Source organism: Actinomyces oris (assembly GCF_006546825.1).
GTDB classification, from domain to species: domain Bacteria; phylum Actinomycetota; class Actinomycetes; order Actinomycetales; family Actinomycetaceae; genus Actinomyces; species Actinomyces oris.
The window spans coordinates 170843-189747 of record NZ_VICC01000004.1 but is presented as its reverse complement, the minus strand read 5'-3'; the positions used below and the strand labels follow the sequence as shown (position 1 = coordinate 189747).

Here is an 18905-nt window from a genome sequence, read left to right as displayed (position 1 = left end):
CCTTGAGCCTGTCGGGCCCGGATGAAGCCCCCGGCAGGGATTGGTCAAGATCTGGTCAAGAAGTCACGGTGGGCAGGGTCAGCGCGAAGGTTGCGCCGTGGCCGGGGCCGTCGCTGTGGGCCGTCAGGTCACCGCCGTGGGCGCGGGCAATGGCGCTGGAGATCGCCAGGCCGACACCGGTTCCACCGTCGACGTCGCGAGTGCGGGTGTCCTCGACGCGGTAGAAGCGTTCGAAGACGTGGGTGAGGGCATCGGTGGGGATGCCGACGCCGTTGTCGGTGACGCGGACCACGGCCCGGTCGTGCTCGTGTCTCATCGCGACCTCGACCCGGTTGCCGCCCACCGTGTGTTGCAGGGCGTTGCGCAGCAGGTTGTCCAGGACTTGCCCGATGCGAGCGGCATCCACGTCGACGCGCAGGCCGGGAACGGTCTGGGCGTGCAGCGTCACCCCGGCGGCGTCGTAGGCGTGCCGGGCTGCGGCGACGCTGGCCGTCACGATCTGGTCGAGGTCCTGGTGGCTCAGCGACAGTGGGATGCGGCCTTCCTCGGCGCGGGAGACCTCAGAGATGTCGGCGGCCAGGGCGGCCAGCCGCTGGTTCTGCCTTAGCAGGATCTCGACGTTTGCGGGGGTGAAGTCGACCACACCGTCCTGCAGTCCTTCGAGGGTGACCTGGGTGGCGGCCAGCGGGGTGCGCAGCTCATGGCCCAGGTCGGTGAGCATGCGTCGTCGGGTCTGCTCCGTGGAGGCGATCTGGCTGGCCATGTGGTTAAAGGCGTCAGCGACCTGGGCCAGCTCGGGGCTGGCCGAGGTCATCATGACGGGTTGGTCGTAGTGTCCGGCGGCGACATGTTGGGCGCCGTCCACGAGGGCTTCGACCCCGCGCGACAGGTTCCGGTTGAGGACGGTGGCGACCCCGAGGGCGGCGAGCATCGCGCTGCCCAGACCCACGGCCAGTGACACCAGGCCCGCGTCGTGGAAGGCCTGCTGAGCGTGCTCGACGACATCGGGCTGGGCATGGCCGGCTTCGAGCATGTGCATCCGGAACCATGCCGGGCCGACCAGCAGTGCCGTCAGCACCGTAGTGGCGGCCATCGCCGCCACCACGGCCATCTGGGTCCACAGCAGTCGGCGTCCCCAACTGCCGCGCGGGTTGCGCGGCATCACTGCCCTTGGCCCATCCGGTAGCCGACGCCGCGCACCGTCTGCACGAACCGGGGCTGGGAGGGGTCGTCACCGAGCTTCTTGCGCAGGTGCGCGATGTGCACGTCGACCAGGTGGTCGTCGCCGACCCAGTCCTCGCCCCACACGGCGTCGGTGAGCTGGCGGCGGTTCAGCACCCAACCGGGGTGTTCCGCCAGGGCCTGCAACAGGTCGAACTCGGTACGGGTCAGCTCCACCGGTGACGCGTCGAGCTCCACCCGACGCGACGACGGGTCCAGGGTGAGGGCGCCGATGCGGTGCACCACCGCGGCCGTGGCGCCCGTACTTCCGGCGCGGGGGCGTCTCAGCAGCACCTGGATGCGAGCCACCAGCTCACGCGGGCTGAACGGTTTGGTCATGTAGTCGTCCGCGCCAACCGACAACCCGATCAGCTTGTCGACCTCGTCGGCGCGGGCCGTGAGCATCAACACGTAGCAATCGCTGAAGGTGCGCAGCTGGCGGCACACCTCCACCCCGTCCATGCCCGGCAGGCCCAGGTCCAGCACCACCACGTCGGGGGCCGTGGCCCGGACAAGGTCAAGCGCGGCCAGCCCGTCCCCGCAGGTCTGGGCCGACATGCCGGCCCGCTCAAGGTAGTTCTTCACCGTGCCCGACAGCACCGGCTCGTCGTCGACGACCAGAACACTCGGTACAACCGCAACAGAAGCGCTGTTCATGACACCACCTCACCACGGACCCGGCCGGGGATCAATTCGACGGGGCGGAGCTGGGCATCATCGTCGAGTGGTCCATGTCCGTCATGCCACCCATGTCGTGGTTCATGCCGGACATGCTGCCCATGTCGTGCTGCACCGAGGCCGGCGCCTTCGGCGAATAGCCCATGACGGCAGGATCGAGCATGCCGAAGATCATCGCGACGTGGGCCACCACCAGGAACACCGCCACCATCGCCACGTGCAGGCGCAGGCGCCCGGTCTCGTCGCGGCCCAAGAGCTCGGCCTCCAGCAGGCTGATCACCATCATCGGCACGCCACCGGCCAGGTACGACAGGACAGCGATCACGTCCGCGGGGCCACGCCAGCCACCATTGACCGTCAGCGGAACCACGGCAGTGATAAGCAGGTGCAGGCCGATGAACACCCACACCGGCCCGGCCAGCAACCCGGCCCAGTGGCCCACCTTCGTAACCCATCCCGGCGCCGGACGCTCACCCCGACGAGCCAACAGCATCACCAACTCGGTGATCGCGAGCGTCTCGGCCAGCACGACCGGAAGCGCCATGAACAACAGCAGGTTCCACGGCTGACGCACGGCCAACAGCCCCATGTAGTGGGTCATCGGCATGCCCTCCATCCCCGACCCGGAGGTCAGGTCAGGGGCGGCCAGGGCCAGGGCGGCAGCTGCGATGGTGCCGACACCCAGGGCAACCAGCGGCACGGTACGGGAAGAGTTCTCGTTCGAGGTCATGGCCACAAGCCTCGAAGCCCCACACCAAGGTCGGGGCAAGGGAATGTGAAGATTCGGTCAAGCCGGTCTCCGGGTAGACATGGGGCCAGAACAGACCGTCACCATGGGGCCAATCGAAGTTGACAGAGCCACTGGTAGGAGCCTCGTCATGAGCCAGCAAGCCGCCCGGCACCCCCATCGCACGTCCGCGGCGCCTGGGCACCGTCGACGTCGATCCCCCCGGCTGCTCCTTGCCGCAGCACTGCTGTCCCTCCCGTTGAGCGCCTGCGCCGGTCAGCTGACCTCAGCCCCGAACCAGGCCACACACGAGGTCACCGTCAAGGCCACTGCACTCAGCGCCGAGCAGGTCACGAGCATGGAGGCCGACGCCACCACGGGCCCGGACATCGAGTTCCCAACGCTTCCCGCTCACAACAGCACGATCACGGTGCTCATCAACTGGGAGAAGAACCATCGCAAGCCCGTGGGAACCACCCTCGTCAGCCGGAACCGATCAGACGGCGCCCTGAAGTGGGCGGTGACGATCACGCCGCCGGGTGCCTCGCTCAATGCGCTGGAGAATGCAGACGCCCCGCAGCACAACGTCTCAGATCTGATGACGTCCCATACCAGCGGAGAGATCGTCGTCAGCCCCGACGGGCGCCGTGTCTCCCTCATCCTCACCCCGCATCACGAGCAACTCGAGGAGAGGCTCGCCGAGCAGGAGTCCTACGTCGTCGTCCTGGACGCCACCAGCGGCGCCGTGGTGCGCACTGAGGAGCTCAACGGAGTGATCCTGGGGCAGGGTCTGACGAACGGCTCTCTGGCCGTGGAGACCGCCAACGACTACTTCCCCGGCGGTACGGGGGAAGGCCAGGTCCATGTCTTCGGGCTGGATGACCCGTCCTCCCCACCCTCGTCATTCGCCACCGATCAGTGGCTGGCGGGGGCCGGGACCGACTCGCTGCTGCTGTCACCGCAGCCGCCTTCCCCGTACGGGCCGGAAAGCAACTCCGGCGCATCGACCGTCACCCAGGTGGATACCTCCGGGAAGGTCCGCTCAACCATCAAGGGTGTTGAGGCCGTGCACCCGGGCGGCTGGGTCACGCAGGTCAGTGACCCGGCGGCCGTCAATGCTTCGGTCAACCACGCGGCGACGGGCAAGAAGGAGAAACCGGCCTCTCTCAACGCCGCCCTGCAGGGCCTGACGCGGCAGGTCGTCAATGTCTCCACGGGAAGCAGCGTGGATGTCACCGGAACGATCGTCGAAGACCTGGGAGTCCCGACCGGACCCGGGCTGGTGGTCAGCCGGACGAGCACTGACGCGAGCGGGGAGACGACCTCCACCCCGGTCTTCTGGCTCAGCGCCGACGACGACGGGCACCCCCACACCGAGAACCTCGAGCAGTTCACCAGCAAGTAGCGGCACGGAAGACAGCACGATGACCGATCAGCACAGTGACCAGTCCCAGGACAACGAGTCCCCTGCACCCGCCGGCTCGGCCGAGTCCGCGGAGGCCGCCGAGACCGCGGAGGCCACTGACTCCGTTGGCGCCTCAGACAGGCCGGCGCCCGATCCTCCGCGACGCGTCCTCACGATGCTGCGGGCTCTGCGGGCCCTGCGCCTCGGCTGGCTCCTAGCCGTCGGGGCGATGGTCGTGCTGTTCCTCGTCTACCAGAGCGGGATGGGGGATCCCGGTGACGCGATGAAGTCGGTCGGAGGCTTTATTGGCGGCCTGGCCGTGCTCATATGGATCGCCGGCTACTTCAAGTGGAAAGAGACCGCGCGTTTTGCCTTGAAGAGCTATCCCGCCTCACCGCGAGCGCTCGTCAGGAAGACGGTCCTCTTCCAACCGCTGTGCTTGCTGGTGTTCTCGGGTGGCTTCACCGTCGTCCTTCTGCGCCTGTGGCACGCCCAGCTGCGCAGTACCTCGGTCAGTATCGACCAGCTGCTGACGCTGGCGGTGGGGGCGCTGGGCCTGGGCCTGCTGGCGGCGACCGATCTCCTGGTTCGTGCCACCCGGGCCACCTATTTCCCGCCGCCGCAGAAGCAGCACCTGAGGGGACGGCTGGGAGGCCTGCGGAGGATTCGGCTGCCCCGGCCCTCGTGGCGCTCCGTCCTCGGCGCGGTCATTCTCATCGTCGTTCCGCCGCTCGCCCTCGGGACAGCGGCCACGGTCCCGCACCTGATCGCGAGCCGGGTCACGCCGTCAACCGCTGCGAGCATCGACACCTCTGCGCTTCCGGCACTGCCCCGGTCCTTCGCTTCGACGGCGGCCTGGTCGCAGGACATCCACGGCATGATGGACGTGGTGGCCGGTGCTGCCGGGCCGGTCGTCCTGAGCAGCGACGGCGTCGTCGGCCTCAATCCGGCCGACGGCTCGACCCGGTGGACCTATCCGCGCAAGCATGCGCGCTTCATCCGCTGCCACCCGAGCCCGGACCGCCGTCACCTCGCGGTGACCCTCGATGCCACCGACGGCGAGCAGCCGGAGGGCATGAGCGTCGACCCCCTGGTGGTGGTCCTCGATTCGGTGACCGGGCGCGTCACCTATGAGGGCTTCATGCAGGAAGGCGTTCTCCAGCTCACCGACTCCGTCCTGCTCAACGGCGCCACCGGCTACTCGCTCACCGATGGCTCCCGACTGTGGTCCATCGACGAGGAGGAGGTCTCCACCGGACCTGGCATCCGGCCCTACTGGGGCACGGCGGGTCATTCCACCTTCCTCCTCGGGGGCGTACCGCGCAGTCCCGAGGGAGAACCAGACTGGCGCGGACCGTATGCGACCTACACACTCATGTCGGACACCTCCCCCGCCACGCGCCGTGAGAGCGCCCCACTGGTCACCAACGGTTGGGGCAAGCCAGACATCAACGACGGGTGGGTGGCCGCCTTCACGCAGACTCCCACGCCGATCGACTTCCAGACCTCCCCGACAGGCTGGGCGGCGCAGGCCGTCAACCTGGACGCCATGGCCGGCGTCGCCGGCGCCGACACCACCACCTACGACCTGGGCCTGACCTCCGGAACCAACAGCGCAGCCTCCCGCGCCACAGGAACGCTGACGACGCTGCCTCGGCGGGCAAAGGGCGACTCGGTACGCGATGCGCCGCAGTCCCCCAAGTACTTCGAGGGCGGTACAGCCGTCGCCGCGATCTTCGACCCGCAGACCCGGACCGTCTCCCACTCGGCGCAGGAGGCGGGGATCCTGTCCTACGCCGGTCTCGCCCGCGCCGAGTCCGGTGGTGGCGGCGTCCTGAGCGTCAGCAGTGGGGAGCGCACCCCGACGACGGTGGACGTGCCCGCAGGCTCCACCTACTACCCGCCCGGGACTCGGCACGTGTGGACCATCGATGATCCGTCGCCGTCGTCGAATCCGCTGCTCACCACCCTGAGCACGCCGGGCACGACCCTCGTCATCATGGCCACCGGCCCGGACAAGGGCTCCCACTCCTTCCGCATCTTCGGCATCTCAGGAGCCTCGTCATGACCAGCACACGCCCTCACCTCCGTCGCCGGCGCATCATCGGCTCAGCCCTGGCTGCGGCAGTCCTGTTCGCGGGGGCCATGAGCGCCTGCAGCCCGAGCCCCTCGCAGCTGCCGCAGGTGGAGTCCACCGCCCTGAGCGCCTCGCAGGTCAAGGAGCGCGTCTCGGAGACTCCCACCAGCACCGACTACCACTCCACACCCATCGGCGAGGACTTCCTCCACGTCTCCGCCCCGGAGCTGACGGAGAAGGAGAAGGCGCAACGCGGCAGACAGGACCGGTCAGGGGCGAACAGCTCCATCGTCGCCAGGTACCGCGGCGCAGACGGCTCGGTGCTGTGGGCGCGTGAGATCAAGCCGGCCGTCCTCAACTGGCTCGACGACGACGGCAGCTCTGCCCAGGACGTTGCCCACGATCTCCTCGCGTGGCGGCCGGCCGGCTACGCCGTCGTCAGCCCCGATGGCCGCTATGTCTCGCTCGTCCTGCGTCCACCGCAGACGAGGCCCGTGCTTCATGACTCGGATGAGGACCGCAACCCGCTCGACGTCGCCGCTCAGCGCACCCACGTCCTCGTCCTCGACACCGCCACCGGGGAGACGGTCCGCACCGTGGAGGTCTCGGGGCTCGTCCTGGGACAGGTGCTGACCAACGACGCCCTGGCCGTGGAGACAGCCCGGACCTACTACCCGGCCGGGGACGGGAAGGGGACGGTCACCGTCTACTCCCTGACCGACACGTCCGCCGCTCCAGCATCCTTCGCCACCGACCAGTGGCTCACCGGGATCGACGACGGCGCCCTGCTCCTGTCCCCTCAGTCGCTGGCCACCGGACGGCACGACGACATGTCGGTGACGCTCACCCGCGTCGATACCCGGGGACGAAAGCTCGGCATCATTGAGGGCGTCACCGCACCCGACCTGAAGCATTGGGAGCGCCCGAAGCAGCGTTAGACCGCTTCTTGGGGCGCTTTCCCTTGCCCATTCAACCGAGTGATGGCCTTACAAACGCCTGACATAGTCACGGATGGGTCACCACAATAGGCTCATGCCTCCCACGCCCGACGCCACCGAAAACAGCACCGATCAGCCTGACACCGATCCCGGCACCCAGCCAGGCACTGCCGACTCCGGCGACGATGCCTCGACGGCGCCGGACACAAGGGAAGCCGAGGGAGGGCCCGGCCGCGATACAGCTGAGGCCGAGGGCGAACCCTTCCCACCACGCGGCGCCCTCACCCTGCGCGCCCTGCGCTGGGGCGGACTCATCGGCACCGTCATGTTCGCAGTGACCACACTAGTGCTGCCTCTCGGACTCCCTGACGTCGGCAGTCCCGCACCCATAATGGTCATCCTCACGACCGGTCCCCTCCTTGTCGGAGGGACTCTGGTCTGGCTGTTCCTCAGGATGATGGATAAGAAGCGCCCCGTCCTGGTGACGATCCTGACCACCATCATGGCGGCCTTGGGGATGACGGCATCGGCATTGGTGACTCTGGAGTGGTGGAACACCTACCAGACCACCGGGTTCTCCGTCCTGTCCCTCCTGATCTTGGCCGCGACGAACCTCGCGATCACCATCCCGCTGAGCGTCACCCCACTGCTGCACCACCTGCGCAGCACTATGGCGAGCGCCAGTGATCCCGATAGCCCGAGCCGCTGGGGCCGCCTCCGGCGCAAGACCGCAGAGAAGACCGACAAGGGACTCCCCCGTTACGAGCGCGTTCGGGTGCCCAGGCGTACGCGCAGGTACCTCGCGGCCTTGGTCATTGCCCCTGCACTGACGCTTGGTTCCGCCATCCTGGGAACGTGGGCACTGGTCAACCCGGTCCACCATGTCACGGCCACAAGCCCCGCTGACAACTCACTGGCTCCTCCCACGTCGCTGGCACCAGCGGCCACGTGGACCAAGGAGATCTCCTCCACCGAGCTGACCACCGTCGCAGGCACCGGCGGCCCCATCCTCCTGACCGACGAGGGCATCATGGCGCTCAACCCCAAGGACGGCAGCGTCCTGTGGAGCTATGAGCGCAAGCACGCCACATTCGTTCCCGCCTCCAGTTCCACCCCCAACAACCGTAGGCTCATCACCAGCCCTGACGGCAAGTACGTGGCCACCCGAATCCGGCAACACAAATTCGTCGCATCTCCTCCAGCGAGCGACGCCGCCATCACCCTGGTCTTCGACGCCCTGACCGGCAGGATCGTCTTCGAACGTCAAGGTAACGGCGGCACGCTTCAGCTGACCGACTCCGCGATCCTCGACGACGACACCGCATTCTCCCTGACCGACGGGTCCCAGATGTGGTCTCTCCCGGAGGGCTCCTACGTGTACTACTCCGGTCCGGCCGGACACTCCTCATTCATCCAGTGCTACAGCGAGGACCACACCACCAACATTACCCCGTCCGGAGTGGAGAAGGCCGCAGTATCCATCACGGTATTCCCTCAGAACAATCCCGCCGCCGAGGTCGAGGTTCAGCAGATCCTGTCAGAATTTACTTTTGAGGACGGGACCGTCAATGATTTCAGTTCCTTCATCGAAGGACGGGTCGCCCGCTACACCGGCGAGGTTGATTCCTCGGGTAACCCCATGGCTGAAGCGATCAGTCTGGACGCACTGGCCAAGGTCAACGGCGCCGATGCCGCAACCTTTCCCTTAGGGGCGACCTCGGGAATCAATACGGAGGCATCCTATCTCTCGGATAGCATCGTCACTTATCCCGTTATCACTGCGGACGCAGCTTCCAAGCACCCCCTCGCGAATGGGCGCGCTGCGACAGTCTTCGACCCCTCCACTAACACAGTCACCCCCGCGTCACAGGATCGGAGCCTCGCCGCTGCTCGCACCGGTATCGTTGAGATACCGGCCGACGACGGCTCCACCGCCGCGGCACTGGTCATTCGCCCCGGTGACGGCTCGCCCGGCACCACCATCCCCATCACACCCGGTTCCACATTTCGATCGCCCCAAGAGTTGGCAGACGACAACGGCACACCCGCCCAACCACTCTTCTCTCGGAACAGCGAGCTCGAGAGACCAGCAACAGTTATGAGGACTCCTGGCGCCGTCATTGCCACACTCAACGTAACTGAATTAGGTTACGTTCATTGCAGTGTCGGACCACAGAATGACAGCCAGAGATGCCGAGAAGCCTATCAGATCTTCGGCGTCACAGGAGGACAGAAATGAGAACCACACATCCCCTGCACCTCCCCATGTCCTGCACGCTTCGGAGACTGTCGGCGCTCACAGTTGTGACACTTGCGCTCACCATCAGCTCATGCAGCCTCAGGGAGGGCACTCAAAGCCTCACCATCACCTCCCTCACCGCACAGGAAGCAGATGCGGCCAAGCCGCAGGATTCAATCAGCGACATGGACAACCAACCGTTGTCGACTGTCAGTGGCGTCGTCACCATGAGCACATCATACGTAGTTGGAGGCACTGGCTCCACTACCAAAGAAATGGCGACCACCGTCGTGAGTCGGGAGCGTTCCACTGACAAGTTCCAGTGGGCACTCTCCATCAAGCCCGCAGTCACCGACCAAGAGAGGATCACGTACGCAGACAACGCCCAAAGTGCGATGAGGGAAAACGTGGGGCGTTCGTCGACAGGAAGCGCCGTCATCAGTCCTGACGGACGGTACCTGTCGCTGATTCTCCTTCCAGCCGAGCAGCAGTCGGGAGAGACGGCAGCTGATCTGCGCACACATATCGTCGTCCTTGACACCACAACCGGCAAGACGGTCAGGGACGCCACAGTCTCCGGGGTCATCCTGGGGCAGGCAGTCACCAACAGTGCCCTCACCGTCGAGACCGCTCTGAACTACTTCCCGGCCGGCTCCGGGAAGGGAACCGTCACCACCTTCTCCCTGACAGAGACAAGCGCTCGGCCCTCCTCCTTCCCTACCGACAAGTGGCTGGTGGGCGCCACTCGGGAGAACCTCGTACTCGCACCCAATCGTCTCCCGGACGATTGTGTCTACGGATGCTCACTTACGACTGTTTCCCTCGTCAGTACCGACGGGACTATAACCAAAAGCGTCTCCGGAGTGACTGCCGTTCACCCCGGCGGGTGGATCCATAGGTTCGCCGATCCCAAGGCAGCCAGCGCCCTTCACCTACACTCAAAGGCAGCGTCAGAGGAGGAGAGGAAGGCCATCAGTTCCTCCTGGGAGACACTTGAGCAGCAACTCGTCAATCCGAGCATTACGAAGACAATCGACATCACGGGGAAGAACACCTTCGAACGCGGCGTACCAACTGGCCCCGGACTGCTCGTCAAGCAGGAGGTCCCCACCGGGAACGGCTCGACGGAGTCCAAGCCCGCGTTTTGGCTCAGCTCAACCGATGACGGCCACCCGCACACCGAGAACCTCGAGCAGTTCAAGGACGAATGAAGCGCGGCCCGGCGGGCCGGCGGGGCAGTCTCCTGCCGCCGCTTCCCCAAGGCTCACAGGTCTCCTCGGCCGCCGCGAGTCGCCTCGGCTCTCGCCCGCTCATCACACCGTGCTTATCCGAAGTGCTGCTCGACTGCGGCAATGTCCCCGTAGGATGCCTGCGCCCCCACGGAGGTCGTCGCGAAGGCGGAGACGGCCGAGGCCGCACCTGCCGCCTCCTTGAGCCCGGCGCCTGCGGCGAGCGCCGCCAGGAGCGTGCCCAGGAAGGAGTCGCCGGCACCGGTGGTGTCCACGACGTCAGCCGGGAAGGGATCGACCGGGGTGATCTCCTCCCCCTCGATCACTATCGACCCGCGGCCCCCCAGGGTCACCACCGCCGACGGGATGCCCATGGCGGCCAACCGCCTCGCGCAATCGCCCCAGTCCGTGGCGTCGTCGGCCCGCCCGCACTCCGGCTCGGCCGCAGCATCGCTCGTACCCGGCTTCAGCATGTCGGCGAGCTCATGCTCGTTGACGACCAGGACGTCAATGGCCTCCAGGAGCCCGGCAGACAGCACCGGGTGGAACGGAGAGTTGTTGAAGACCACACGGGTGCCAGCGTCGTGCGCGATACGGGCCGCGGCCTCCACCGCGTCGGGGCTGACCTCCATGCACAGCCCCAGCACACGGGCCCCGCCAATGACAGCCTGGTGCCGCTGCGCCGTCGAGACATCCACTGTCCCGTTCGCACCGGGAGACACCACGATGGTGTTGTCCCCCGCGGAGTCCACGGTGATGATGGCGGTGCCGGTGGCCACGTCCTCGCGCTGAACCGCGGAGGTGTCCACGCCGGCGTGCTGGAGGGACTCGATGAGCAGGTCGCCGTGACCGTCCGCACCGACTGCCCCGATCATCCTCACGTGAGCGCCGAGAAGACCGGCCTGAACCGCCTGGTTCGCGGACTTGCCTCCCGGCAGGATCACCAGGTCCTCCCCGCTGATCGTCTCACCGGGCTTGGGAAAGCGCTCCGTTCGGACCGTCAGGTCGGCATTGAGGGACCCGAAGACGGCGACCTCGCCGGATACGTCACCCAAAACAGCTCGCACACCAGCTCCCATGTCCGTTCCTCTCTGTGATGCAGCGCGGACGCATGTCCCATCACACCACACCTCACCGTGAGGCAGCACTCCTACCGGTCCTGACCGCAGGGCGGCGCAGGCTCGTGCGGCGGGCCGCCGCCTGGCAGGCCTCCACCAGGACGTCGATGGCCAGCGGGCGGGGCTGCTCGGCGCGAGTGACCACCTCGACGCGCCGCTGCTCGCGGGCAAGCGGCCGCACCTGAACCCCCTCGTGCCGGTAGGCGCTCAGCGCCATCCCGGGCAGCAGGGCCGCCCCCACCCCGGCGGCGACGAGCGCCTGCACGGCCACGTAGTCGTCGGAGGCGTAGGCGGTCTCGGGCGTGAACCCATTGGCCCGCCCCACGGCGAGGAGCTCCTCACGGCAGCGCGCACAGCCGGTCACCCACCGGCACTGGGCGCCGTCGGCGATGCGCCTGATGCCGCCGGGGTGGGTGACGAGGTAGAGGACGTCGTCGAGCAGGTGCTCGGCCTGAAGGCCCTCGCCGGCGTCGTCGTCGACGTAGGAGAAGGACAGGGCCGCGTCCACCCGCCCGCGCCGCAGCGCGTCGAGGGCTTCGGGCGGCTCGGCGTCGACGAGCTCGACCTCCAGGCCCGGGTACTGCCGGCCGACGACGTCGAGCACCCCCGGCACCAGGGAGGCCACTGCGGAGGGGAAGGCGGCCAGGCGCACGCGCCCCGCCTCGGCGCGGGCCATGGAGACGACCTCGCGCTCGGTGCGCTCCAGCAGGTCGAGGACCTCCTGGCCCCGCACCGCCAGCGCCCAGCCCTCCTCGGTGAGCCGCACGCCGCGTCCGGCCCGCGTCAGCAGGACCGCGCCGGTCGCGCGCGACAGGGCGGCGAGCTGGTGGGAGACGGTGGACTGGCTGAAGCCCAGGGACTCGGCGGCGGCCGAGACGGTGCCGAGGCGGGAGAGCTCCACGAGGGCCCGCAGCTGCTGCACATCGATCACGCCACCAAGTATGTCTTGTATCGATGGGTATCCGTCAAAAGATTCATTAAACCGATACTCCGGCCGCCCGCATCATGAAGCCATGACCGCCACCGACACCCTGCCCCAGGCTCCCGCCACCACCCAGTCCGGCCTCGACTTCGACGCCGTCCTGCGCACCTACGAGGCCGTCTCACGGGTTCTGCCCGAGACTCCCGCCTGGTCCTACCCGCTGCTCAACGCCGAGGCCGGGGTGGAGGTCACGGTCAAGCACGAGAACGTCCAGCCCACCGGCGCCTTCAAGGTCCGCGGCGGGGTGGCGCTCATGGCGGCGCTCAGCCCCGAGGAGCGGCGCCGCGGTGTCGTGACCGCCTCCACCGGCAACCACGCACAGTCCTTGGCCTGGGCCGGCGCCCGCAGCGAGGTCCCCGTGACCGTCATCGTCCCGGCGGGCGCACCGGCCCGCAAGGTGGCCGCGGTGCGCGCGCTGGGGGCTCGGGTCGTCGTCGAGGGGGAGACGATGTGCGAGTCGCTGGCCCACGCCGAGGCCCTCGCCCTGAGCGAGGGGATGCGCATGGTCTCCCCCGGGGACGAGCCCGCCATCGTGCTCGGGCACGCCACCGTCTACCTCGAGCTCTTCCGCCGTCACCCGGGCCTGGAGTCCGTCTACGCACCGGTCGGCTCGGGCTCCGGTGCCGCCGGCGCCTGCCTCGTGCGCGACGCCCTGGCCCCCGGCTGCCGGGTCATCGGCGTCCAGTCCAGCGCCGCGCCGGCCGCGCACCGCGCCTGGACCTCCAGGGAGCCGGCCACCGTCCACAGCCGCACGCGCGTGGCGGGGCTGGCCATCGGGGCGAGCTTCGCCCTCACCCAGTCGGTGCTGGGCCGCAGCCTCAACGACTTCATCCTAGTCGACGACGACGCGGTCCAGGGCGCCGTCGGCCTCCTGGCGACCCACGCCCACACCCTGGCCGAGGGCGCCGGGGCTGCGAGCCTGGCCGGGCTCATGGCCGACCCCACCCGCCAGGGCCACTGCGCGATCGTCTGCACCGGCGGCAACACCGACGACCACGAGCTCGCCGGCATCTCCGCCGGCATCTCCGCAAGAGCCGCCGTCGGCACCGACGCGACCCTTAACTGCTGAAGCCGGCCAATCCATACCTGACGGCCGGTTGGGGACCACTCCCCGTTGAGCCGATGCGGAGAATCGGGCGACACTCGGTCGAGGGCCGGGGAGCGCAGTCGGGGGCGCATACCCGGCCCTCTCCTCTGCCCCGGCGGCGCCGACCGCCCGACCGGGGCGCGCCGTCGCGGGAGTCAGCGCCCAGCGGGTCCTGCATGCACGGCGGAGGCAGCCGCCGCGGGCCGGCTCCAGCGCAGGTAGGCGACCGTCGCGGCCAGCACCAGGATCCCGCCCACCCAGAAGTGAGGCATCCACAGAACCAGGCGCCACCAACCGTATCGAGAGAGTGGCTCTCCGGACATGATCGTCGGGATCGCCGGCACCGAGCCAGCCACCCCGTAGGCCATGAGCAGGACTCCCGAGACCCAGCCGAAGGCCAGGCGCGTCCAGCGCGGCACCCTGATGACATCCGGGCGCAGGAGCGCGAAGCCGAAGACGACGAACCCCAGCTTCACCAGCCCGGAGACGAGGACGACCACGACGAACCAGGTGGGCCGCTCCTGGGCGAGCCGCAGCCCCTCACCCTGAAGAACCGTGTCGACCAACCACGGGGAACCCAGCGCCCAGGACACGCTGATACAGCCGAAGACGGCCCACCACAGCATCATGGTGACCACCACCGCCCGCGAGCGCCCCGTCATCTCAGCGGCTCCTTCTGCGGCGTCCTCGGCTTACTCGGCCTACTCGGCCTCGATCAGGATCGTCACCGGGCCGTCGGCCTCCATGTCGATCTTCATGTCGGCGCCGAAGCGGCCTGTGGACACCTCCAGGCCGCGCCCGCGCAGGTCCTCGGCCACAGCCTCCACCAGGGGCTCGGCCACCTCGCCGGGGGCCGCCTTGTTCCAGGTGGGGCGCCGGCCCTTGCGGGTGTCGGCGTACAGCGTGAACTGGGAGACGACGAGCACCGGCGCTCCGGCGTCGGTCACCGAGAGCTCGCCCTCCAGGAGCCGCAGGTCCGCGATCTTGCGGGCCACCGTGGCCACCTGGGTGGGGCCGTCATCGTGCGTGGCCCCCACGAGGACCATGAGGCCAGGGCGGGTGATCTCGCCGACCACCTCGCCGTCGACCCGGACCGCCGCGCGGTTGACCCGCTGAATGACGGCGCGCATCAGCGACCAGCGCTCCAGCCGCGCCCATCGCGCCCCGGCCGACGCTGCGAGGCCCGCCCCGGGATGCGGATCGAGGAGCGCACCCGCACCGGCGCCAGTGCCTGCAAGGCGGGACGCACGTCCACCAGGTAGACGGCGCTGGCCACGACGCCCAGCAGACCGAACATCGAGGCTGCCCCGAGCAGGCCGACCACCGCCGTGCCGACCGCGTTGACCACGTTCCAGAATCGCTTGGTGTTCTTGCCGGCCGCCGCGTAGTGCTCCGCGGGCCGCATCAGGGAGTCGATCAGCGCCCAGACCCCCATGACGAAGGAGACGGCCTGGGCGGCGATCCAGCTCCACCTGACCGCCTCGGAGAGAAAGAATGACACCGCATAAAGGACGCTCACGCGCCCCAGGTTACCGGTCGCCGGTCACCGATCCCAGAGAGGCGGCCACGCCCAGCGAGAAAAGTGGTGGCCTCACACGGCGGCCGGCAGTCGTTCCATCAGCCACGGGCCGCCAGAGACTGGCCACAGCGGGTGACAGCAGCCCGGACCGTCACCGAGTAGACGTCGGGCTCAGGTCCCAGAGCAGCCAGGCTCGGGGCATCAGGAACCAGTCGGGCGCGGACGGCTCAGAGTCGCAGGCCCTTGCGCAGCTCGGCGCCGGGACGCTCGGCCGGACTGGCCTGGGCGCGCCCCTCGGGGGAGACCAGCACCTCCTGGGCGGCGTCGACCCTCCCGACGGGGACGGTTTCACCGGTGGCCTCATCGACCTCGGTGATCTCCACGGTCAGCTGCTCGCCCGCGGGCACGGCGCGGCGCAGCAGGGCCAGGGCGATGGGGCCAAGCTCGTGGTGGCGCGCCACGGAGGTCACGGCGCCCACGGCCCGCTCCCCCATGCGCACGCTCGCCCCCGGCTGGGGCAGGTCGCCGACGAGGCCGTCGAGCTGGAGCACGGTGAGGCGGCGCGGAGGCCGGCCCAGGTTGAGGGTGCGCGCGATCGTCTCCTGGCCCGGGTAGCAGCCCTTCGTCAGGTGCACGGCCGTGCGCAGCCAGTCCAGCTCGTGCGGGATCGCGCGGGCGTCAGCCTCGCGGGCCCAGCGGGGGCGGCCCGCCTCAATGCGCAGCGCCTCCCAGGCCAGGGCTCCGGCCAGGCGTCGCCCCTCCCCGGCGGCGAGGAAGGTACTCACCACAGCATTCACGCTCTGTGCGGGCACGAGGACAAAACCGCCCCGGTAGGTCTCGCCGGGATGGGGCCGGTCCGCTCCGACGTCGTAGCTCGTGCCGCCTTCGACGACGCCCGGCCACGGGTCGCGCCACAGTCCGATGAGTGAGCCCTGAGGCTCGACGGCGGTCGGGGCGGCGTCGGCCTGCACCTCAGGTGAATCGAGGGCGTCCGGCACGGTGTCGCGCGCCGCCTCGGCCAGGGCCTCGAGGCCCTCCCCCAGGGCGCCCAGCACCATGACGTCGGGGCGCTCAGTCACCTCGACGCGCAGCATGAAGCGCATGGAGTCCAGGAAGGTCGCCAGCGCCTCGCCACTGCCGGCTTCCGTGACGAGCCAGAGCGTGTGACCGTCGTCGAGGGCCGCGAGCGCGTGGGTGATGTGGCCCTGGGCGTCGAGGAGCAGCGTCTCCGCGCCGCCGTCACCGGGTTCCAGGCCGGTGAGCACCTGGCTGGACAGCGTGGTCAGCCAGCTCAGGCGGTCCGGCCCGGCGACGGTGACGACGTCGCGCGCCAGGGCGCAGACCGCGCGCCCCTCGGCCAGGGCGGCCTGCTCGCGGCCGGGGTCGCCGAGGTGGGCCGGGACGGCCTGGTCGGGGTCGTCAGGTGCGGAGGCGACGGCGCCGGGGCGGTTCAGCAGTGGGGAGGTGCGCATCAGGCGGTCGGCTCGGCGTCGTCGGAGGCGGGAGAGGAGGAGGTGGAGGACTCGCCCTCCGGCTCAGCCGGGTCGAGGGCGGAGCCAGGCTGGGCGGCGGGGTCATCTAAGTCGTCGACGCGGCCGAGGCGGCCGGAGGCGTAAGTGGTCACCTCGCTCTGGCCGAAGGCGGCCATGTCCTGGGTCCACATGAGGTCGCCGCCCACGAGCCCGAACATGCGGGTCATCTCCTCCACGGGGACAGCGGTCCGGGCCCGGCCCACGGCCTGGGTGCCGACCTGGGCGCGCGGCCCCTGGATCCAGCCCTCCCAGACGGCGACGTGGCCGGCGGGGTCGGCCGAGACGAGCTCGAGCTGAGTGACGGGGACGAGCGGCCCGCCGGAGCCCTTGGTGTCGGCGTCGTCCTCGGCGGGCTCAGTGGTCTCGGCGCCGTCGGGCTGCTCCTGGCCGACGGGCCGCCAGTAGGTGGTCTCGGTGGACCAGATCTGGGCGGGGGCCAGGAGGGAGGCGCCCTGGAGGCCCGGCATCTCGAAATCGAGGTTCTTGGAGCGGGTGGCGTCGACCGTCCAGATGGTGGTGGTCTGGCGCAGGTAGGGGCCGCCGTCGTGGTCGAAGGTCATCTCCTGGTAGACGGCCTGCTCGGGCACGGTCTCGCCGTAGGTGAGGATGCCGTAGCCGCGCCAGGTGCCGGCCAGCCAGGCCAGCGGGTAGAGCTCGGGTGCCAGGTCGTCAGGAAGCGTGAATGCCATGCCCGCAGCCTACGACGTCCCCCGGGCCGCATCACGCGCGCCGGCCCGTCCCGACCGCGCGGATCCGCCGGCCCCTGAGCCTCCGGGGCGATCTGGAGCCGCAGATCCGGGCAGGATCGGCACTGTCGTGTCCAAATCGGACACAAAGGCGGTGAGGAGCACTGAGTGCGCCAGACGAAACCGCATGATTCTGCGCCTCCTTCGCGTGACCGCTGGGCCTCGGAGTCTCTTTGTATCCGATTTGGACATCCGGCCGCCGTGACACGGCGTTCTCGGGGCCTCGCGGGGCCGGTCGGCCGCCCTCAGCCGGCGATGAAGCCGCCCAGGAGGCGGGCGATGGCGTAGACCGGTACGCCGACCGACAGGATCGGCACGAGCGCCGAGGCCACCGCCGCCCGCCCACCGGGCACCCACCGGTGGGTCCACAGGACGCGGTTGCCCGAGGCCATGAGAACCCCCGCCACGAAGCCGACGGCCACGCAGGCCACGGCGCTCTGCAGGGCCGCGGTCGCACTGATGTGGGACAACCCGAAGAAGCCGGCCGAGGCCAGCACGTAGCCGGCAGCCCCGGCGAACAGGGCCGGCACCGTGACGGTGAGGGCCTCCAACATCCGGGCGCGCACGTTGAGGACGGTCAGGACGGCGCCGACGAACAGCGCCAGGCAGGTGGGCACGACGATGGCCGGGTCGGCCAGTCCCGGTTCCAGGGCGCACCAGGCCGAGCCGGAGACCGCCACGAGGCAGCCGGCCACCGTTGAGGACAGGTCCTCGACCAGGTTGTGCCGGCCGTCGCGGCGCAGCATCTGGCCGACGAAGGCCAGCAGGATCGAGAAGGCCATGACCAGGCCGGCCACCCCCATGTCGTCGAGGAGGTAGACGCTGACGGCGGCCGACAGTCCGCTGATCGTCATGACGATCGTGCCGCCCAGGTCGTGCCGGGCGCGCACGAGCGCGGGCCACCCCTGTGCGGCGGCCGGCACCAGGACGGCCACGAGGGCCAGCCTCACCCAGCCGGGCAGCACTGAGCCGACCGCCAGCAGCAGCGGCACCACGCCCGCGAAGGCGAGCCGGGTCCAGGCCGGGTCCACCAGGCCCGGCTCCTTGGGGCGGTTGGAGGCGCGACGGGTGGCGTAGCCCAGGTCCTCGGCGAGGTCGGCAGTGTCACCTGAGTCCGCCGAGCGGGCCGCCTCTGGAGCGGCGGAGGAGCCGGCCGGCTCATCAACGGCACCCGAGCCGGCCAAGGCCGCGGCTGCCTCCGACCCGGTGGGCCCGGCCGAGGCGTGGGAGTCGCCCGCGCCGATGACGCTGGCCCAGTCCGACGCGCCACCGGCGGCCGTCGGAACGGCTGCGGCATGGGAGTCATGGCGCGAGCCGCGGGAGGCTCTGCGGGTGCGCGCGGCCGGTTGGGCTCGTCGGTGGTGGGTAGTCACAGCACGCATCGTCCCACACCCGGGCGGCCGCAGG

At 69.4% G+C, this 18905-nt stretch carries 17 protein-coding genes; 6 read left to right on the top strand and 11 right to left on the bottom strand.

Annotation, left to right across the window (positions count from 1 at the left end):
• Window positions 1–55 precede the first annotated feature (55 nt).
• From FK267_RS05120 to FK267_RS05110, 3 genes are read right to left on the bottom strand one after another with little or no spacing between them, the layout of a single operon-like run.
• A complete protein-coding gene (locus tag FK267_RS05120; RefSeq protein ID WP_141406661.1) occupies window positions 56–1111 on the bottom strand; it encodes a sensor histidine kinase in 1056 nt (351 codons plus the stop codon).
• A 50-nt stretch (window positions 1112–1161) separates the two neighbouring features.
• Window positions 1162–1878 carry a response regulator transcription factor gene (locus FK267_RS05115; protein ID WP_003780993.1) on the bottom strand — a complete coding sequence of 239 codons (717 nt, stop codon included), beginning with the start codon at window positions 1876–1878 and terminating at the stop codon, window positions 1162–1164.
• Between the two features lie 31 nt (window positions 1879–1909).
• Complete coding sequence (locus tag FK267_RS05110) at window positions 1910–2629, bottom strand: DUF6803 family protein (protein WP_141406523.1); 720 nt, start codon at window positions 2627–2629, stop codon at window positions 1910–1912.
• A gap of 148 nt (window positions 2630–2777) precedes the next feature.
• On the opposite strand from FK267_RS05110, the gene FK267_RS05105 reads away from it, so the two are divergent.
• From FK267_RS05105 to FK267_RS05085, 5 genes are all read left to right on the top strand, one after another.
• Complete coding sequence (locus FK267_RS05105; protein ID WP_232622515.1) at window positions 2778–4031, top strand: hypothetical protein; 1254 nt, start codon at window positions 2778–2780, stop codon at window positions 4029–4031.
• Between the two features lie 19 nt (window positions 4032–4050).
• On the top strand, window positions 4051–6099 hold the full coding sequence (locus FK267_RS05100; protein WP_141406521.1) for a hypothetical protein: 2049 nt from the start codon (window positions 4051–4053) through the stop codon (window positions 6097–6099).
• On the top strand, window positions 6096–7046 hold the full coding sequence (locus FK267_RS05095; protein WP_141406520.1) for a YncE family protein: 951 nt from the start codon (window positions 6096–6098) through the stop codon (window positions 7044–7046). The genes FK267_RS05100 and FK267_RS05095 overlap by 4 nt, the downstream gene beginning before the upstream one ends.
• A gap of 94 nt (window positions 7047–7140) precedes the next feature.
• Window positions 7141–9285 carry a PQQ-binding-like beta-propeller repeat protein gene (locus FK267_RS05090; RefSeq protein ID WP_232622514.1) on the top strand — a complete coding sequence of 715 codons (2145 nt, stop codon included), beginning with the start codon at window positions 7141–7143 and terminating at the stop codon, window positions 9283–9285.
• A complete protein-coding gene (locus tag FK267_RS05085; RefSeq protein ID WP_232622513.1) occupies window positions 9282–10496 on the top strand; it encodes a hypothetical protein in 1215 nt (404 codons plus the stop codon). The genes FK267_RS05090 and FK267_RS05085 overlap by 4 nt, the downstream gene beginning before the upstream one ends.
• A 113-nt stretch (window positions 10497–10609) precedes the next feature.
• On the opposite strand, the gene FK267_RS05080 is transcribed toward FK267_RS05085, so the two are convergent.
• Together FK267_RS05080 and FK267_RS05075 are read right to left on the bottom strand one after the other, a co-directional pair.
• Window positions 10610–11593, bottom strand: coding sequence for a ribokinase (locus FK267_RS05080; RefSeq protein WP_141406518.1), 984 nt, complete (start codon window positions 11591–11593; stop codon window positions 10610–10612).
• Window positions 11594–11645: 52 nt separating this feature from the next.
• Window positions 11646–12563 (bottom strand): LysR family transcriptional regulator, encoded by a 918-nt coding sequence (locus FK267_RS05075; protein ID WP_141406517.1) that lies wholly within the window; start codon window positions 12561–12563, stop codon window positions 11646–11648.
• A gap of 82 nt (window positions 12564–12645) precedes the next feature.
• Between FK267_RS05075 and FK267_RS05070 the strand changes: the two genes are divergently transcribed.
• A complete protein-coding gene (locus FK267_RS05070) occupies window positions 12646–13683 on the top strand; it encodes a threonine ammonia-lyase (RefSeq protein WP_141406516.1) in 1038 nt (345 codons plus the stop codon).
• A 173-nt stretch (window positions 13684–13856) separates the two neighbouring features.
• On the opposite strand, the gene FK267_RS05065 is transcribed toward FK267_RS05070, so the two are convergent.
• From FK267_RS05065 to FK267_RS05040, 6 genes are all read right to left on the bottom strand, one after another.
• Entirely contained in the window at window positions 13857–14363 is a 507-nt protein-coding gene (locus tag FK267_RS05065; RefSeq protein WP_075378688.1) for a DUF3995 domain-containing protein, read from the bottom strand.
• A gap of 39 nt (window positions 14364–14402) precedes the next feature.
• Window positions 14403–14831 (bottom strand): D-aminoacyl-tRNA deacylase, encoded by a 429-nt coding sequence (gene dtd / locus FK267_RS05060; RefSeq protein ID WP_075378689.1) that lies wholly within the window; start codon window positions 14829–14831, stop codon window positions 14403–14405.
• Window positions 14831–15220 (bottom strand): DUF2516 family protein, encoded by a 390-nt coding sequence (locus FK267_RS05055; protein ID WP_075414079.1) that lies wholly within the window; start codon window positions 15218–15220, stop codon window positions 14831–14833. Before FK267_RS05055 ends, dtd begins: the two co-directional genes overlap by 1 nt.
• Before the next feature lie 227 nt (window positions 15221–15447).
• Window positions 15448–16692: a CAF17-like 4Fe-4S cluster assembly/insertion protein YgfZ gene (gene ygfZ, locus FK267_RS05050; protein WP_141406515.1), complete on the bottom strand. Its 1245-nt coding sequence runs from the start codon at window positions 16690–16692 to the stop codon at window positions 15448–15450.
• On the bottom strand, window positions 16692–17441 hold the full coding sequence (locus tag FK267_RS05045) for a heme-binding beta-barrel domain-containing protein (RefSeq protein ID WP_060957315.1): 750 nt from the start codon (window positions 17439–17441) through the stop codon (window positions 16692–16694). The genes ygfZ and FK267_RS05045 overlap by 1 nt, the downstream gene beginning before the upstream one ends.
• Before the next feature lie 302 nt (window positions 17442–17743).
• Entirely contained in the window at window positions 17744–18880 is a 1137-nt protein-coding gene (locus tag FK267_RS05040) for a hypothetical protein (protein ID WP_075378692.1), read from the bottom strand.
• Window positions 18881–18905 lie beyond the last annotated feature (25 nt).

Excerpts from the sequence above, each read along its gene's own strand:
- FK267_RS05110 (WP_141406523.1), bottom strand. The coding sequence starts at position 2,629 with ATGACCTCGAACGAGAACTCTTCCCGTACCGTGCCGCTGGTTGCCCTG.
- FK267_RS05085 (WP_232622513.1), top strand. The coding sequence starts at position 9,282 with ATGAGAACCACACATCCCCTGCACCTCCCCATGTCCTGCACGCTTCGG.
- FK267_RS05080 (WP_141406518.1), bottom strand. The coding sequence starts at position 11,593 with ATGGGAGCTGGTGTGCGAGCTGTTTTGGGTGACGTATCCGGCGAGGTC.
- FK267_RS05070 (WP_141406516.1), top strand. The coding sequence starts at position 12,646 with ATGACCGCCACCGACACCCTGCCCCAGGCTCCCGCCACCACCCAGTCC.
- FK267_RS05120 (WP_141406661.1), bottom strand. The coding sequence starts at position 1,111 with ATGGCCGTGGTGGCGGCGATGGCCGCCACTACGGTGCTGACGGCACTG.
- FK267_RS05090 (WP_232622514.1), top strand. The coding sequence starts at position 7,141 with ATGCCTCCCACGCCCGACGCCACCGAAAACAGCACCGATCAGCCTGAC.
- FK267_RS05040 (WP_075378692.1), bottom strand. The coding sequence starts at position 18,880 with ATGCGTGCTGTGACTACCCACCACCGACGAGCCCAACCGGCCGCGCGC.
- FK267_RS05105 (WP_232622515.1), top strand. The coding sequence starts at position 2,778 with ATGAGCCAGCAAGCCGCCCGGCACCCCCATCGCACGTCCGCGGCGCCT.
- dtd (WP_075378689.1), bottom strand. The coding sequence starts at position 14,831 with ATGCGCGCCGTCATTCAGCGGGTCAACCGCGCGGCGGTCCGGGTCGAC.
- FK267_RS05100 (WP_141406521.1), top strand. The coding sequence starts at position 4,051 with ATGACCGATCAGCACAGTGACCAGTCCCAGGACAACGAGTCCCCTGCA.
- FK267_RS05045 (WP_060957315.1), bottom strand. The coding sequence starts at position 17,441 with ATGGCATTCACGCTTCCTGACGACCTGGCACCCGAGCTCTACCCGCTG.
- FK267_RS05065 (WP_075378688.1), bottom strand. The coding sequence starts at position 14,363 with ATGACGGGGCGCTCGCGGGCGGTGGTGGTCACCATGATGCTGTGGTGG.
- FK267_RS05115 (WP_003780993.1), bottom strand. The coding sequence starts at position 1,878 with ATGAACAGCGCTTCTGTTGCGGTTGTACCGAGTGTTCTGGTCGTCGAC.
- FK267_RS05095 (WP_141406520.1), top strand. The coding sequence starts at position 6,096 with ATGACCAGCACACGCCCTCACCTCCGTCGCCGGCGCATCATCGGCTCA.
- ygfZ (WP_141406515.1), bottom strand. The coding sequence starts at position 16,692 with ATGCGCACCTCCCCACTGCTGAACCGCCCCGGCGCCGTCGCCTCCGCA.